Annotated in this window: 15 protein-coding genes; 9 read left to right on the top strand and 6 right to left on the bottom strand. The window is 51.7% G+C overall.

From position 1 onward, the window contains the following. Positions 1 to 110: 110 nt before the first annotated feature. The 5 genes from DG177_RS00295 (at position 111) to DG177_RS00275 (ending at position 4058) form a co-directional block, all read left to right on the top strand. On the top strand, positions 111 to 593 hold the full coding sequence (locus tag DG177_RS00295) for a UPF0262 family protein (RefSeq protein WP_108809663.1): 483 nt from the start codon (positions 111 to 113) through the stop codon (positions 591 to 593). A 65-nt stretch (positions 594 to 658) separates the two neighbouring features. Beyond that, positions 659 to 1351 (top strand): glycoside hydrolase family 25 protein, encoded by a 693-nt coding sequence (locus DG177_RS00290; RefSeq protein ID WP_337658313.1) that lies wholly within the window; start codon positions 659 to 661, stop codon positions 1349 to 1351. Between the two features lie 44 nt (positions 1352 to 1395). Beyond that, a complete protein-coding gene (gene dcd, locus DG177_RS00285; RefSeq protein WP_108809662.1) occupies positions 1396 to 1950 on the top strand; it encodes a dCTP deaminase in 555 nt (184 codons plus the stop codon). Between the two features lie 46 nt (positions 1951 to 1996). Beyond that, positions 1997 to 3178 (top strand): saccharopine dehydrogenase NADP-binding domain-containing protein, encoded by a 1182-nt coding sequence (locus DG177_RS00280; protein ID WP_108809661.1) that lies wholly within the window; start codon positions 1997 to 1999, stop codon positions 3176 to 3178. Between the two features lie 166 nt (positions 3179 to 3344). Further along, positions 3345 to 4058: a metallophosphoesterase family protein gene (locus DG177_RS00275; protein ID WP_337658312.1), complete on the top strand. Its 714-nt coding sequence runs from the start codon at positions 3345 to 3347 to the stop codon at positions 4056 to 4058. A 58-nt stretch (positions 4059 to 4116) separates the two neighbouring features. Here DG177_RS00275 and ctrA read toward each other — a convergent pair whose 3' ends face one another. Continuing rightward, on the bottom strand, positions 4117 to 4824 hold the full coding sequence (gene ctrA / locus DG177_RS00270) for a response regulator transcription factor CtrA (protein WP_108809659.1): 708 nt from the start codon (positions 4822 to 4824) through the stop codon (positions 4117 to 4119). 362 nt (positions 4825 to 5186) lie between these two features. On the opposite strand from ctrA, the gene arfB reads away from it, so the two are divergent. After that, on the top strand, positions 5187 to 5588 hold the full coding sequence (gene arfB, locus DG177_RS00265; protein ID WP_108809658.1) for an alternative ribosome rescue aminoacyl-tRNA hydrolase ArfB: 402 nt from the start codon (positions 5187 to 5189) through the stop codon (positions 5586 to 5588). A gap of 57 nt (positions 5589 to 5645) precedes the next feature. On the opposite strand, the gene DG177_RS00260 is transcribed toward arfB, so the two are convergent. Next, the gene (locus DG177_RS00260; protein WP_108809657.1) at positions 5646 to 6284 is read right to left on the bottom strand and encodes a TetR family transcriptional regulator; all 639 of its coding nucleotides are present in this window, start codon (positions 6282 to 6284) and stop codon (positions 5646 to 5648) included. Between the two features lie 68 nt (positions 6285 to 6352). Next, positions 6353 to 8284, bottom strand: a complete 1932-nt coding sequence (locus tag DG177_RS00255) for a DUF3604 domain-containing protein (RefSeq protein ID WP_337658309.1) — start codon at positions 8282 to 8284, stop codon at positions 6353 to 6355. Between the two features lie 233 nt (positions 8285 to 8517). Here DG177_RS00255 and DG177_RS00250 point away from each other — a divergent pair, with 233 nt between their 5' ends. The 3 genes from DG177_RS00250 to DG177_RS17610 all read left to right on the top strand — a co-directional run bounded on the left by DG177_RS00250 (position 8518) and on the right by DG177_RS17610 (position 12938). Continuing rightward, on the top strand, positions 8518 to 10695 hold the full coding sequence (locus DG177_RS00250; protein WP_337658307.1) for a TonB-dependent receptor: 2178 nt from the start codon (positions 8518 to 8520) through the stop codon (positions 10693 to 10695). A 178-nt stretch (positions 10696 to 10873) separates the two neighbouring features. Then, positions 10874 to 11359, top strand: coding sequence for a GAF domain-containing protein (locus DG177_RS00245; RefSeq protein ID WP_108809655.1), 486 nt, complete (start codon positions 10874 to 10876; stop codon positions 11357 to 11359). A 160-nt stretch (positions 11360 to 11519) separates the two neighbouring features. After that, positions 11520 to 12938 carry an RcnB family protein gene (locus DG177_RS17610; RefSeq protein WP_337658305.1) on the top strand — a complete coding sequence of 473 codons (1419 nt, stop codon included), beginning with the start codon at positions 11520 to 11522 and terminating at the stop codon, positions 12936 to 12938. Between the two features lie 106 nt (positions 12939 to 13044). Here the strand turns inward: DG177_RS17610 and DG177_RS00230 are convergent, their stop codons facing one another. The 3 genes from DG177_RS00230 to DG177_RS00220 form a co-directional block, all read right to left on the bottom strand. Next, positions 13045 to 13803, bottom strand: a complete 759-nt coding sequence (locus DG177_RS00230; RefSeq protein ID WP_108809654.1) for an arginyltransferase — start codon at positions 13801 to 13803, stop codon at positions 13045 to 13047. A 180-nt stretch (positions 13804 to 13983) separates the two neighbouring features. Continuing rightward, a complete protein-coding gene (locus tag DG177_RS00225; protein ID WP_108809653.1) occupies positions 13984 to 14226 on the bottom strand; it encodes a hypothetical protein in 243 nt (80 codons plus the stop codon). A 202-nt stretch (positions 14227 to 14428) separates the two neighbouring features. Beyond that, positions 14429 to 16096 (bottom strand): amidohydrolase, encoded by a 1668-nt coding sequence (locus tag DG177_RS00220; RefSeq protein ID WP_337658303.1) that lies wholly within the window; start codon positions 16094 to 16096, stop codon positions 14429 to 14431. Between the last annotated feature and the right edge of the window lie 14 nt (positions 16097 to 16110).

The raw sequence follows: 16110 nt of genomic DNA, 5'->3' as shown, positions 1-16110 counted from the left end.
GTAATTTTCTCAAACAAGCGGGGACAGACTTGTGGATAAATGACTTTTGTTTTTCTACCGCACTGCAAAAAAACTTGTCCTAGCCCCAGTGCTGCGGCAACAGAGCCTGAATGTCGGAACCGCGCATCATAAATGTTGAACTAGACGAGGCCACCATCTTGTGGCGCAATGCCGATATTGAGCAGGAGCGGCGCATTGCGATCTTCGATCTGATCGAGGAAAATCACTTTAAACCCCTACGGGAACACGAAGATGGCTATGTCGGCCCCTATAATCTTCACCTAAGTGTGCAGGAAGGCCGACTGGTCATTTCCATTTCCCGTGAAAATGGTGAGCCACTTGAAACCCTGATCCTGGCATTGGGCCGATTCCGCCGCCCGATCCGCGACTATTTCGCGATTTGTGACAGTTATTACCAAGCCATTCGCAAGGCCACAGCACAGGAGATTGAGACGATCGATATGGCGCGTCGCGGCGTGCATGATCATGGTGCGGAGTTGCTCACCGACCGGCTCGAAGGAAAAATCGAAGTCGATTTCAAAACCGCCCGTCGCCTCTTCACATTGATCTGTGTATTGCATATCAAGAATTAGTCGATTCTCTGCCAGAAAGAGCAGTTTGCTAATTGAGTAGTTGATGAGTGCGTCAGGGAAATAGGGTGGCCAGTCAAAACAGAAAAAAAACCGTGCTGCGGGTCGGCCTGATCATCATCGCCTTGATGATCATCGCCTTTGTCCTTCGCAATCTCGCCATAGGATGGGCTCCGCCACGCGATCAATATCCGGTTCAGGGCATCTCAGTGGATGCGAGCCATGGTGACATTACCTGGCATGTGGCTGGCGCAACTGGTGTTGATTTCGCCTATATTCGGGCAACCAACGGCGCTGAAGATCGCGACCCGGCATTCGCTGCCAATATCAAAGGCGCGCGCGACGCAGGTATTCGCTATGGCGCGGTCCATGAATATAGCTTGTGTCGCCTGGCCACGGATCAGGCTACAATATTTGTCACTACGGTGCCCCGGGAAGAAAATATCCTTCCCCCAGCCGTCCGGCTTGCCTTTGATAATGGCTGCAAGGACAGACCGGGACGAGCCTTGGTTCTCAGCGAACTGAACACATTCCTGAACCAGATTGAGGGCCATAGTGGCAAACCGGCGGTCATCATCATCTCTCAGGAGTTTGAGGAAGACTATAATATCAGCAGCGGGATCAGGCGCACGTTCTGGCTCGAAAGCAATTTCTTTCCCCCCGACTACGCAACCAAGCCATGGGTTATGTGGCGGGCATCAGACATGCGCCGGGTCAGCGGCATTGACGGGCCGGTTAACTGGAATGTTGTGCGGCCCTAATCTTGCTGGCATGAAGCGGGCATAATTCCAAAAGAAAGACAGACATGAGCATACTTTCCGACAAATGGATCCGCCAGGAAGCCAATCAAAGCAGAATGATCGAACCGTTTGTGGAAGGCCAGAAGCGCGATGGCTGTATCAGCTATGGCCTCTCCTCCTATGGCTATGACGCCCGGGTTGCCGACGAGTTCAAGATTTTCACCAATGTGAACAGCGCAGTGGTTGATCCCAAACAATTTGATGCCAACAGCCTGGTCGACCGGAAAACCGATTGCTGTATCATCCCGCCGAACAGCTTTGCCCTGGCCCGTACGGTTGAATATTTCCGAATCCCGCGCGATGTTCTGGTCATCTGCCTTGGCAAATCAACCTATGCCCGCTGCGGTATCATTGTGAATGTAACGCCTCTCGAGCCGGGCTGGGAAGGTCATGTCACGCTCGAATTTTCCAATACCACACCCCTGCCCGCAAAAATCTATGCCAATGAAGGCGCCTGCCAGTTCCTGTTTCTAAAGGGCAACGAACCCTGTGAGACCAGCTATGCCGAGCGCTCGGGCAAATATATGGGGCAAAGAGGCGTGACTCTGCCAAAACTCTAAGTCATAAGACCGTTTCGAAACAAAACCGAAAATCAGGAGGGGCGCTATGTCCGACGCACGGGAATTTGATGTCATAATCTACGGATCAACAGGCTATACAGGCCGTCTGGTCGCCGAATATATGGCGCAGCAATATGGCGTTGGTGGAGATGCTCCGAAATGGGCAATGGCCGGTCGATCCCAGGAAAAGCTCGAAGAAGTTCGGGACCTCATCGGCGCGCCAAAGGAAACGCCATTGGTTGTGGCGGATTCCGATGATGCGGCCTCCATTGATATGCTGGCAAGCCGGGCCAGCGTTATTCTGACCACTGTGGGCCCATACCAGCTTTACGGTGATGGATTGGTCGCAGCCTGTGTTCAGCATGGCACCCACTATGTCGATCTGTGCGGTGAACCTGGCTGGATGCGTGAGAAGATTGACGAGCATCAGGAAGCCGCCGAGAAATCTGGTGCGCAGATTTGTTTTTCATGTGGCTTTGACTCCATTCCATTCGATCTGGGTGTTCTGGCACTGCAGAAAGAGATGAAGAAATGCTTTGGCAAGCCAGCAACCCGCGTAAAAGGCCGGGTACGTGCAATGGAAGGCACCTTCTCCGGCGGCACGGCAGCGAGCCTCAAGGAAACCATGAAAGCCATTGCCAAAAACCCCGGTCTTGTGAAGATTCTGGCGAGCAGCTTTGGTCTCACACCTGGATTTGAAGGGCCAGATCAGCCTAATATGATGATCCCGAAAAAGGACAAGGCACTGGATAGCTGGGTCGCACCTTTCATCATGGCACCGATCAACACCAAAAATGTCCACCGCACCAATTTCCTGCTCGATTTTCCTTATGGTGAAGACTTCCGATATGACGAAATGGTCGTCACCAGCCCCGGTGAATTGGGCAAGCAGGCCGCGGAAATGCTAGCGAAGGCCAATCCAATGGGGGGTGATGATGCGCCGAAACCCGGTGAAGGTCCGACCAAGGAAGAGCGCGAAAACGGCTTTTATGATGTACTGTTTCTGGGCGAAACAGCGGATGGTGAAACCGCAACCCTTTGCGTGAAGGGCGACAAGGATCCTGGCTATGGCTCAACGTGTAAAATGATCGCCGAGTCCGCCTTGTGTATTGCCTTGGACGGCAACAAACATGGTGGCGGCGTATGGACGCCCGGCGCCTTGATGGGGAAAAAGCTCACCAAAAGGCTGGAAGCCAGTGCGGGCCTCAGCTTCACGGTTGAAAGCTAATATTCTAAACTACCCATTCATCCAAAAAACTATATAGGAAAGAGGCAGGCGCCGATAATGGCGTCCGACTCTTGAACTATGAGCAAATGAAACGAAATACGCCGGCACGATGTTGAAGCGCCTATTTAGCAAAAAAACTCCCCCCCGCCCCCTGGACAGCGCAGCTGTGCCAGAAGGCCGTCGCATCTATGCCATTGGCGACATCCATGGCCGCAATGATTTGCTGCAACAGCTGATCGAGAAAATCATCGATGATGATGCGAAACGCGGTGATATCAACAGTGAGATTATCTTTCTCGGCGATCTGATCGATCGCGGACCGGACAGCGCTGGCGTCCTCGAAACTGCGATTCAGCTCAAGAATGAATTGGGCGATGTCCGTTTCCTGATGGGCAATCACGAGGAAGTCTATCTGGCCGCCGCTACTGGCAGCGAAAAGGCCACGCGCTTTTTCAATCGCATCGGGGGTAAGGAAACCATTCTCAGCTACGAAATCAGCATGCGGGAATATATGGATCTCGACAACGCCGCATTGGCGGAGCGATTACCGGATCTCATACCGTCGCATCATATCGATTTTGTCAAAGCCTTTGAAAATCAAATTGTCATCGGTGACTATGCTTTTGTGCATGCTGGCATTCGTCCAGGCGTGTCTCTTGATGAGCAAAAGCCAAAGGATTTGCGATGGATACGGGACGAGTTTCTGTCAATTGATGAACCGCATGAAAAAGTGATTGTCTATGGTCACACGATTAATGATGACGTGGTCGAAAAGGGGAACCGTATCGGGATTGATACCGGAGCCTATTATACCGAAAAGCTGACAGCCCTTGCGCTAGAAGGGGAACAGCGCTGGTATCTGGACACTGCCATAGCATAAAAAAACGGCGGAACCCGCGGGTCCCGCCGATATTTTTCTGGGTAGTGAACTAAAAGTCTTAAGCGACCTGTACCTCATGTCCGGCTTCTTCTTCCATATCACGAAGAACATAGCCACGGCCCCATACGGTTTCGATGTAGTTCTCGCCACCGCAAGCAAGAGCCAGTTTCTTACGCAACTTACAAATAAACACGTCGATAATCTTGAGTTCGGGCTCATCCATGCCACCATAAAGATGGTTGAGGAACATTTCCTTGGTGAGCGTCGTGCCTTTGCGCAGTGAAAGCAGCTCAAGCATCGCATATTCCTTGCCGGTCAGATGCACGCGGTTACCATCGACTTCAACAGTCTTGGCATCCAGGTTCACCGCAAGCTTGCCGGTACGAATGACCGACTGCGAATGGCCCTTCGAACGGCGCACAACAGCGTGAATACGAGCAACCAGCTCTTCCCGGTGGAAAGGCTTGGTCACATAATCATCGGCACCAAATCCAAATGAACGCACTTTGCTGTCCATTTCGCTGATACCGGAAAGAATGAGAACCGGTGTCTGCACCTTGGCGACACGCAGTTTTTTGAGGACATCATAACCATGCATGTCGGGCAGGTTCAGATCGAGACATATAATGTCATAATCATATAGCTTACCCAGATCGAGGCCTTCTTCACCCAGATCCGTTGTGTATACATTAAAGCCTTCGGTCGTCAGCATCAGCTCAATAGCCTTTGCAGTTGTTGGCTCATCTTCAATCAGCAGCACACGCATTGGGCAGCCCCTTTTCTTAGTTTACGCATTAGCATCGAGTACACTCCCGAAGCCCCTCGATCATTTATTAACCATAAGACAGATGAACGTAAAAGGTTAATTTTAGATTAATCTAGGATTCAGCACGAGTCGCGGGAGGCCTCTGACTCTGTAAGCCGCAGAAATGAGTCGTTTCAAGACTCTGATAAGCGACGAAAAAAATTTAACTTTTTGTCATGCAAATAGCCCAAAAATGATGCTCGCATGGTTTTTCAAACCATTTTTTCCATCAAAATTTCAGAACTGCGCTTATCATGACAAACGATTTGAGACTGAGCGAACAGCCTCTATGCCGTTCCTTTTTCATCGACTAAAGATATCTTATGACCTTCAACATTCCCGTTAGCGCGATCAGCGAGACATTTCTGGCGGCCTCTGGTCCCGGCGGTCAGAATGTTAACAAAGTCGAGACGGCCGTTCAGATGCGCGTTAACATTTATGCGCTGCGTCTGCCTCCTTTTGCGTTTCGTAAACTCCGCTCGCTGGCCGGGCGCAAAATGACCAGCAATGGGGAACTAATCATAACGGTTCGGGAACATCGCACCCGTGAAGCCAATCGTGCAGAAGCGCGCAAACGGATCGAGGACATGCTAGTCGAGGCCCATCAGCGCGACGCCCGCCGGATCAAGACCAAGCCGAGCCGAGCCGCCAAAGCGCGGCGAGTGGATTCAAAGAAGAAGAAATCTAATGTCAAAAAGATGCGCGGCAAGCCAAGCCTGGATTGAACACGCAGAACGCCGAATGCGAAAGAACAACTCGAACTTCCTTACAAAGAATTGATACTAGCGCTTCGTTCCAAGCAACGTTTTGACGGAATCGATAATCGGCCCCATGTTATCCAGCGACGGATGATAAAATGAGACTGTGTTCATCGCACCTGCTGTTATCGCCATCAACAGGTCGCCGGTTATGGCAATGTCTGTATCTTCCGGCAGATCACCGCAATCCACGCCTTCGGCAACAAGCGATCGGAATATTTTCGCAGATTCGTCGCGCAAATCACGGATCTCCTGGAATTTATCGGGTTCCCGCTGCAACCGATTTATGACGACGCTGCCGATCATAGGAAAACCGTAGGAAGCACGCCGCATCGGAGTAACGGCATCAACCAATCGATTGAACTTGTCTTTCCACGAACCAGAGCCAGAGACAGCATCAGCGATGGTTTCGTTGTAGAGGCGAATCCGGCTTGCAATGGTTTCTTGGAACAGCTCATCTTTCGAGCTGAAATAATTATAAATAGCCGCGCCGGTCATGCCTGCAGATTTGGCAACCTTCGCCATACTCACATCCGCATAGGCGTTGTCATTAAAATGTTTCTCGGCTGCCTGAAGTAAACGCCTGCGCGTGTCCTCAGCATTGCTGCCGAAAGGGCGTCCCCTTTTGACGGCCGGCTTTGGGTTATCTTGTCTCGTATTCATCGGTTACTGTTCGCAATTACGAACACATTGGTCAACAAAGACAATTGCCTGTGAACAAATGAACATCCTTATGATGGACTATACCAGATCGGAGAACTATAGGCCCGCTCCTGAGTGATCAATGGAACTTCCTTTGGCGGTTTCACCTTGTATCGAACGGCATCGTAAAGAGTCCAACGAGGCGTTGGAATTTCCAGTACACGGACATAATAGAACGCGGCAACTTTGGGATTGAAATCGGGATCACTCCAGACCGTGGCCAAAAACGGCTCACCGATATCGTTGGTATAAGTGGCATCGGTCAAGTTAACCGTTGAACCGATGGCCGGAATTTTACCCGTTGCAGGATCAACTATGCGTTCCCCGGCGAAACGGACTTCATAGATTTTTTCGTGCAGTTGGCCATCGCTACTGCGCCAGCCTTTTATCACCTGGACGCGATCAAGATTGGCACCGTTGGGATCTTTGGCCGCTGTAACCATGAAGCTAGGCGAACCTGCTCCCGGTTTCAGGATACCGCCCATGGGAACACCCTTGGCATATCCAAGGCCGGCAAAATCTGATTTTTCTATATCGCTTTTTTTGTAATCCCATCCGCCAAAGAAACGGACCGCCATGCGTGGTCCCGTGGTTGCATAAACCTCCTTGCGTTTGAAAGCGGCAAACAATTCTGCGCGGGTATTCGCGCGTGCCCACGCACCGACATATCCGGAACTGGTCAGCCGCCAGTTATCCCATAGTCGCCCGCCCATTTTTGATGTGATCCGCTCCTTGCCTGGCTCTGATTCAACAAACTTGCCCCAAAAATTATCATCATCGGCGGTCGCCAGGCCAGTATGGGTGTCGGTGCTGCCAATTAATCCATATTGATATGGATTGACGCCAAAACGTTCTTGCAATTCGAGACCCTGCTTCAGGCCTTCACGCGCATACTCACCACGCATGACCTCCCGCTTTTTATCCGGATCAGTGGGCCGGGGTACCATAGAAATATTGGTATCATCCCATGTTTCAAAATCAGCAAACTCATCGTCAGGGGAGAGTAACGGATGGGCCTCACCATCTCCTTTAACCTGAGTCGTTTCGTAAAGCGGCTCCCAGCGCGCACGCAGATCGACATATTCCTGATCAAAGGGTGTCCCATCACTTTGGATGTCGCCGAACATGTTGCCGTTGGACACATTACCATTATGGGCAATCGCCAGCACCTCACCGCCTGTAGTTTCCTCATAATTTGCCAGATAACGCCACAGGTCGAGCGGATTATTGCTGTCAGCGGCAGAAAATGGGATGGTTTGGAGCGTCTTGTCTTTGTCATCTTTGAAAACAACGACCCGATGCTGGTTGCCACCGCCGGGCATGGACGTCCATTCATAGCCGGCAAAAGTTGTGAACTTTCCGGGCTTATTATGCCGCTCTGCGGCTTCCACAAGTTCCGACCAGATTGTTCTCCGGAACTTTTCAGGCGGCTGTCTTTTGGCATTTCCTTCCTGTAACGATGCCACAACCTCGTTCATCGGGCCAACCGTATCCCCGGCTTCATTCATGGCGGCCCAGGCTTTGCCCAAAGGCGTGTCGGCAATGTCCGGATTACCCTTTTCCATTCCAAGAAACACGCCGGTAAACTCGGCATGGTCGGAGACCATTAGAAAATCCAGTGGCTGTTCCAGCTTCGCCTTCCTGCCCCCATGGGCATCGACTTCTTCACCCTGTGCAAAGCGATAGGCCTCGTCCGGCCCCAGTGTTTTGTTACCAAAATTATAGCTATCAAATGAATAAAGCGTGTGGAGGTGCAAATCGCCCCAATAGACCTGTTCGGGATATTCAGTGAGCGTAACGGAACTGTCGTCACCCCTTTCATTGTCAGATGAAGGCGCTCCGGAACAGCCAGTGATAAGAACCGCAGATGCCAATAGGAAGCTCGCTGAAATGCGAACCCAGATTCTTTTCAATCTGGCGGCATGTGGTCCATTTTCATTGGATAAGTAGTTCATTTTCATATTCTTTCTTTCACCCGATGCCCAGGGGTATTTGTCAGAAACATGCCTGAGCCAGCCATAGTTTGCAGCCTGTCAGTTTTGACTATGGAGTACAAATTTATTTAAACGTATGTTCATTTAATTAAAAAAGCAAACGGCCAAATTCAATAGGCCGGCAACTGGGGAGGAACATGATGGGACAGGTGTGTCTAAGATTCAGACGACAACTTGCAATAGGGACGGCGATTGGGATCTTGGGCGGATTTACCGTACCAGCGATGGCACAATCCGGTGATGAAGATTCAAGGATAAGTTCCGGTAATGCGGAAATCGTTGTTACCGCCCGAAAAAAAACGGAACGATTGCAAGAAGCACCAGTTGCGGTGACAGCCCTCGGCGGCGAAAGTCTCGAGCGGATCAATGCCACTGACCTTTCCGATCTGAGTGGCCGGGCGCCCAATGTGACCATCAACACTATCGGTAATTTTGGAAGTTCCGTCTCGGTCTTCATTCGGGGCATCGGCAATGGCGACCCCGACTCCACTGTGGACCCATCGGTCGGCATTTATGTCGACGGTGTCTATATTCCGCGAACCGCAAACAGTTCACTCGATCTGTTTGACGTTGAGCAAGTCGAGATACTGCGTGGTCCCCAGGGCACATTATTTGGCCGGAACACAACCGGTGGTGCAGTAAATTATCGCACGAAGCGACCCACTGGCGATTTCGATATTCGCGGAGCCGTGACACTTGGCGATTATGGCCAAAGAGATATCCGCTTCGCAGCCGAAGCCCCGCTGATCGATGATGTTCTGGCGTTCAAGGTAGCCGCGTTTTCGCAGCATCTTGATGGCTTCTACACCAACACATTTACCGGAATTCCTGGCAGAAGAGGATCTACTTCCGCTGGTGAGAGCAATACATTTACGTTTCGTCCTTCGCTGCTTTTCACACCGACAGACAATTTCGAGCTGACGATAATCGGCGAATATAGCCGTGAGCGGAGCGAAAATCTCCCGTCGATCAACGTTTCGCCACCAAACCAGCTTTTGCAGGTTTTCTACGATGTTCCTTCCTTCGGAAGGGATGAAAATGTCCGGTCATTTGCCTTTAATGTGCCGGGTCGCAGCGATATTGATGTCTGGGGTGTGACTGCAGAGGCAAACTGGCAAATTGGGCCAGGCACCCTGACGTCAGTATCCAACTATCGGGAGACGACAAAAGATATCAACAATAACGACACGGACGGAACAACGGCTCCGTTTTTCGAGACATTACGTGATCAACCACATGAGCAATATTCGAGTGAACTTCGGTATAATGCTGACGTCACAGACGATCTGAACGTCATTGCCGGTCTCTATTATTTCCGTCAGAAATATTTCCTCCGCAGGGACACGTTTCTGAACATTACCAATGGTCCTGTAACCGCAAGAAACAACGCCATTACTGGCCAGACCCACAAGAATTTCGCGATTTTCGGTCAGGCGGAATATAATATTACTCCCGAATTGCGGATTTCGCTTGGCGGACGCTTTACGACAGAAAAGAAAGACTTTTTTGCGACTCTGTTCACACCTTTCCCCAATCTTGGCCCTGTGTTTGAGCTGGATGAAAGCTGGTCAAATTTTGGACCATCCGTGGGTATCGACTATCAGGCCAGCGATGATATTCTGATCTATGCCAAATATTCGAAAGGTTTCAAAAGCGGTGGATTCAACGGACGCGGAGGCACTCCGGGTGCTCTGGGACCATTTGATGAAGAAAGCGTCGATGCATTTGAAGGTGGCATCAAGGCGGACTGGTTTGACAACCGTTTGCGGACCAATCTCGCAGTATATTATAACAAATATGATGATCTCCAGCGCACGGTCATTCGGACGCTAGAGAACCAAACGGGCGGCAATAACCAAGAGACTGTGACCGACAATGCCGCCAGCGCGACCGTCAGAGGGTTTGAGCTGGAAGTTTCCGCAGTTCCGATCGATGGTTTGAACCTCGATTTTTCAGCCGGGTATAATAATGCCAGCTATGATGAATATTCAGCCGACCTGAATGGTGATGGTATAATCACAGACAATGCGGATCGCGATATATCAAGGGCGCCAAAGTGGACCTTGGGTGGAGGCATCAGCTACGCCGCCGACCTCGGTGATGCCGGACTTTTGACCTTCCGGGGCGACTGGACCCATGTTGGCAAGCAAAATCTGCTGACCGCCGGCACGCCGAATGGCCGTATCTCATCCTATGATGTGATCGATGCCAGCGTGAAATGGGATGTTCCGGGAGATCAATTCTATGTCTCGGTCTTCGTCAAGAACCTCAACAATGAACTATATGAGGTATCCTTCACACCGGTTGGCGGATTGTTCAGCTTCCATAATATCAGTCCACCTCGACGCTGGGGGATCACATTGGGCTTTGACATGTAATCAAGTCTTCTTCGCGAAGAGAAGGGGCGTTCTCCCAACGCCCTTTTTTTTGACATTACCAACACCTGCTTTTGCGCCCTTTACGTTTCCTAGCGCAAACATATGCCCACCTCTTTTGGATCGATCTGCAAAGAAATCGGCTTGAACGTCGCCCCTAAGAACTGGTAGCGGGCTTATTATGTATGATTTCTCAATCTCAACCGATCAGTCTCCGGATATCTTATATGGCGACCTCATCACAGCTGCACTTGCGCTGACCGATGGCGAGCCTGATGCTATAGCCAATATGGCCAATATTTCGGCCTTGATCTGGCAATATATCCCAGATCTTAACTGGGCGGGATTTTACCGGGTGATGGATGATGAACTGGTTCTCGGCCCGTTTCAGGGCAAGAGTGCCTGTATCCGGATCGCAATGGGCAAAGGGGTTTGCGGAGCCGCTGCGGCAACCAATCAGGTACAACGTGTGGCTGATGTTCATGCTTTCCCGGGGCACATCGCCTGCGACGCTGATAGTCGGAGCGAACTGGTGGCCCCGGTTTGCGCGGATCAACGGGTCATAGCCGTGCTTGATCTCGACAGCCCCCTGCCCAATCGTTTCTCAGCCGACGATGAAGCCGGCATGACGAAACTGGTCGCAGCCATTGCGAACAAGCTTGGTTAACAGGCCGTAAACCAGATTGCCCCATTTCGAGACAGTCCTCGGAAACTCCCCTATTTTACAAGCTGCTAATGGCCAATCACCCCTCAAAATGATAACTATTGGTTAACCATTACACGGTGACCGTGCCTGGCGCACGGGTCATAACAGGGAGTTGTTAACCATGAAGACCCTTTTACTTGCTGGCTTGACTGGCGCTTTGGCGATGATGCCGGCAGCGGCATCCGCAGCCATCGACTCGGTGCCGGGCAGCGCTGCAGACCAGACACTGGTAGATATGTCTTTTGTTTCCGCAGCAGCGCTCGTGTCTGGTGTGGAAGGCGCAAAAAAGATGACGCGCATGGGTGGCCAAAAGATACACCGCATGGGCGGTAAACATATGCGCCATGCAATGCGCGGCGGGCGGCACTTCCGTGATGGCGCCAGAGTTCGCATGGGGCGCATTCACAATCGGCGCGGTTACAAGCGGCCGCACCGGGGTTTCCGTCTGCCCCGCACCTTTATCCAGCCGAGCTTCTTCATCGCGAACTATGGCAATTACGGCCTGAGCCGACCCTCCGTCGGCTATGGCTGGTCCCGCTATTATAATGACGCTGTGCTGACCGACCGCCGTGGCGTGGTTTACGACAGCGTCAATAATCTCGATTGGGATCGTTATAATCAGGGCTATAATGACGGTTATCGCGCTGGTCAGGCCAAATATGATGACAGCGTGTTCATGGAAGATGACCAGGTTATCGCTACCCCCTCGGGAGCACATGGCGGTTCATCAACCTATCAGGGCGACTGGAACGGTGCCTATCGTGAAGATGGCAGCTATAAAGGCGATTGGCAGGGCACCTATCGCGATGCCGAAGGCAAAGTTTATGAAGGCCAATATTCGGGCACTTTCATCGGCGACGGCAATGCGTCTCAGGTCGGTGCCAGCTATGCCGACAGCGCACCACATTGGAGCAATGAAGCCCCGGTGCGCGAGGCCCCACGCTACCAAGATCGACGCTATAGCGAACGCGACGAAGAGCTCGCCTATCTGGAACGCTGCAAGAAAAGCAGCGGCATTGGCGGCGCCGTTGTCGGTGGTGCCATTGGTACATTGGCTGGCAATCGGATTGCAGGACGCGGAAACCGGTTGGGCGGCTCTCTGATCGGCGGCGGCGTTGGCGCCCTGGCCGGAGCAGCAATTGACCAAGGCACCGACCGGTGTCGCAAATTGCTCAAAAAATACGGCCAGAATGAGCGGGCACATGGCGACTACACCCAAGCACCAGGCGTGGACTATCGCGCACCAGCTCCGCGCCGCCACTATCGGACTCAGCAAAGATATCCGAGCGGGTGGCAAGGCGGATATTACTATCCTGCCTATTACCAGCCGGCTGTGACAACCATTGTCATTCAGTCAGCGCCAGTAACGACGACCACCACGACGACATATATTGATGAGGAGGTCATCTACACCAAAGCGAAACCGGCCAAAAAACGCTGGAAGCCAGCTCCGAAGAGAGTCTGGAAGCCAAAGCCGAAACGGCATGCTCCGGCACCGGTCAAGGGCTGCCAACAGGAATGCTGCCTCTATTGCGATTGAGTAGCAGAGACACTTAATAAAACCCGCTGATCGGAGATGATCGGCGGGCTTTTTGTTTGTGATTTGGTCTCGGCTGGTCTGGGTCGGACAAGGACCGTGAGGGAAATTACTCCGGCGTTTTCAGATCAACTTTCGGATCAAATCGCCGCCATCCTTCTGGCCCCAATTGTTCGAGCGGCTGAAAACGGATTTTATATTCCATCCTGCTCGATCCATTGACCCAATAGCCGAGATAGACATAAGGCAATCCGGCTTTGCGCGCGCGCAGGATGTGATCCATAATGATGAAATTGCCAAGACCGGCCCGATTGGGGTGATCGGCATCAAAAAAACTGTAAATCATCGACAGACCGTCACCTTGCTGGTCGGTTAAACATGCACCAACCAAGCGGCCCTTAACACCGTTGACAGACGGTTCACGATATTCAACCACATAGCTCTTGACCGGCGATTGCTCGATCATGTCGGAATAGTCCATCTCGTCCATCTCGGTCATACCGCCGCCGGGATGCCGTTTGGAGAGATATTTCTGCAGCAATGAAAACTGCTCCTCTGTCGCCCAAGGCTCGCAAGCTTCGACGACTAGGTCCTGATTGCGCCGCAACAATTTGCGCTGGGTGGCATTGGGCTTGAATTCGTCGACCATAACGCGGACCGACACGCAGGCTTTGCAGTCGAGGCAACTTGGCCGATAGGCCACATTTTGACTGCGACGAAACCCTATGCGCCCCAGTGCATCATTCAGTTCATCCGTATGCGGACCGCTTAGTTCCGTGAAAACCTTTCGCTCGCTCTTACCTGGCAAATAAGGGCACGGACTTGGATTTGTCACAAAAAATCTTGGAAAACGGACCGGTGCAGTCACAGATGAACGCCTTATATTTGATAACTAAGAATCAGTAAACGCAATATGCCTCTTGTCAGCAGTAATGAAAAGTCAATTTACCACGATGTAAAAGTGCTACGATTTTCATCACAAATCATTTGTTCAGGCAAAAAAAACGGGACGATAAACGCCCCGCTCTTTTTAATATCTCTTCAAACCTCAAGGGCTTGTAGGCTCGTCATCGTCATCATCAGCAATGATGATAATACCAGCGATAACTGCTGCTGCAGCCAATACACCGATGATGATACCGGTGCTGCCTTCGAGCTTCTCAGCTTCTGTATCGACTGTCGCGCCAATGCGATCTGCAACTGGAGCTGTGCTCTGAACGGCTTGCGCCATTGCAGGGGCAGTCATGAGGGAAACGGCTGCTACGGAGGCGGCCAACTTGTTGAACTTCATTATATACTCCAATCAGAATATTAATCGATATCAAGGAACAAGCTAAAATTAGCTTTACCCCCCTGACAGGGCAATAACGCCGCGCGACTCTTTATGGTTGCATCCGCTATTGTCAATTCAATACGTTTGACGAGCGCTAAACGCAAGTATTAAACGGTAAATCTCGACTAACTGTTTTGGCCGCAAGATATTCAGACGGTCATCAATCCGCCTTTACATAGACCGGTCGTCCGGCAATCCATGTCTGCTCCACAATGAGTTCGCGAAGCGCTTGCGGTGATGCAAGCATGATATCAGCATCAATGATCAAGAAATCCGCCCGTTTTCCCTTTGTCAGACTGCCAATTCTGTCCTCGGCAAAGGAGGCATAAGCGGCACCTATGGTATAAGCCTGCCACGCCTCCTCACGGGTCAGACGTTCGCCGGGGAGCCAACCACCAAATGGTTCTCCATTCGCATCTTCTCGCGTTACAGCCGCGGCCAATCCGGCGAAAGGATTGGACGATTCGACGGGAACATCCGTTCCAAAGGCCAATTTCGCGCCCGATTCGAGTATCGACTTCCATGCATAAGCACCATCCAGACGATCAGGACCCAGCCTTGCTTCAGCCATCAGGCGATCTGATGTCTGATGGACCGGCTGCATTGATGCAATCGTTCCCGTCTGCGCAATTCTGGGCAAGTCTGCTGGATCAACAATTTGCGCATGCTCTATCCGCCAGCGCCGATCGCCCTTGAACGTATATTGCAGTTCTTCCACAGCGGATAGAATCTCGTCATTGGCCTTATCACCGATCGCATGAACCGCGGTTTGAAAACCATCCATCGCCGCTCGGCTCATCTTGTTCTTCAGTTGTGCAGAAGTCAGCAGAGCCAGCCCCTTCTCACCTGGCCTATCGGCATAGGGCTCTTTCAAAAGCGCACCGCGTGATCCCAATGCCCCATCAATGTAAAGCTTCACACCAGCCAGCTTGAGGCGATCATCATAGAGCCATGGCGAAGGCCCGGGTCCACCAATGGCAATCATATTATCTATTTCACCGGCATAGGAAATGATCCGGACTTTCAACTGTCCCTTATCGCCGGCCCGACGAAAGCTCTGCCATTGTTCAATGGACGTTCCCATGTCGGCTATGGTCGTCACGCCTTGCGACAACAATATTTCCTGCGCTTTCATCAGTGCAAGATCATTTTCTACCGGGCGTGGTGCTGGAATTGCCTTGGCAAACAGACCTTGCGCCTTGTCGACAAAGATGCCGCTCGGTTTGCCACCGCTCTTCTCAATTGCTCCGCCTGATGGAGCCTTTGTTGCAGCAGTGATACCTGCGGTTTTCATTGCAACGCTATTGACCCACGCAGCATGACCATCAACCCGCTCCAGATATACCGGGCGGTCAGGGATAACCGCATCCAGTTCAGCCGCAGTCGGAAAACGACCGAGCCCCCAGATTTCCTGATTCCATCCGCCGCCGATAATCCATGGGCGATTGGGATATTTTGCAGCATATGCGCTTAGTGCCGCTTGCGCTTCAGCGAGCGACTTTGTCCCGGATAGATCCAGGGTTAGTGCAGAGAAACCCAATCCCATAACGTGACCATGTGCATCAACGAACCCGGGTATCAGCGTCTTGCCTTTACCATCAAATTGGAATTCGACACCTTCTGGCCGCTTGTCTTTGCGATCCAGAAGCTTCTTTACCCGACCTTCATCATCAATAACCATGGCGGTGAAGCGGACAAGCTTGCCCCCATCATTAAGGGTCATGCCGTTGACATTCTCAATCAGGCTATCAGCGGCGGCGGGCATCTCGACAAACAGCAATGCCGCCCCAAGAACCATCGCCGCTTTCATCGTTGAAAAAATACGCATCACTATCCCCTAAA

It is taken from the genome of Sphingorhabdus sp. Alg231-15 (assembly GCF_900149705.1).
Classification (GTDB): Bacteria; Pseudomonadota; Alphaproteobacteria; order Sphingomonadales; family Sphingomonadaceae; genus Parasphingorhabdus.
This window is presented reverse-complemented; position numbering and strand designations above follow the sequence as displayed.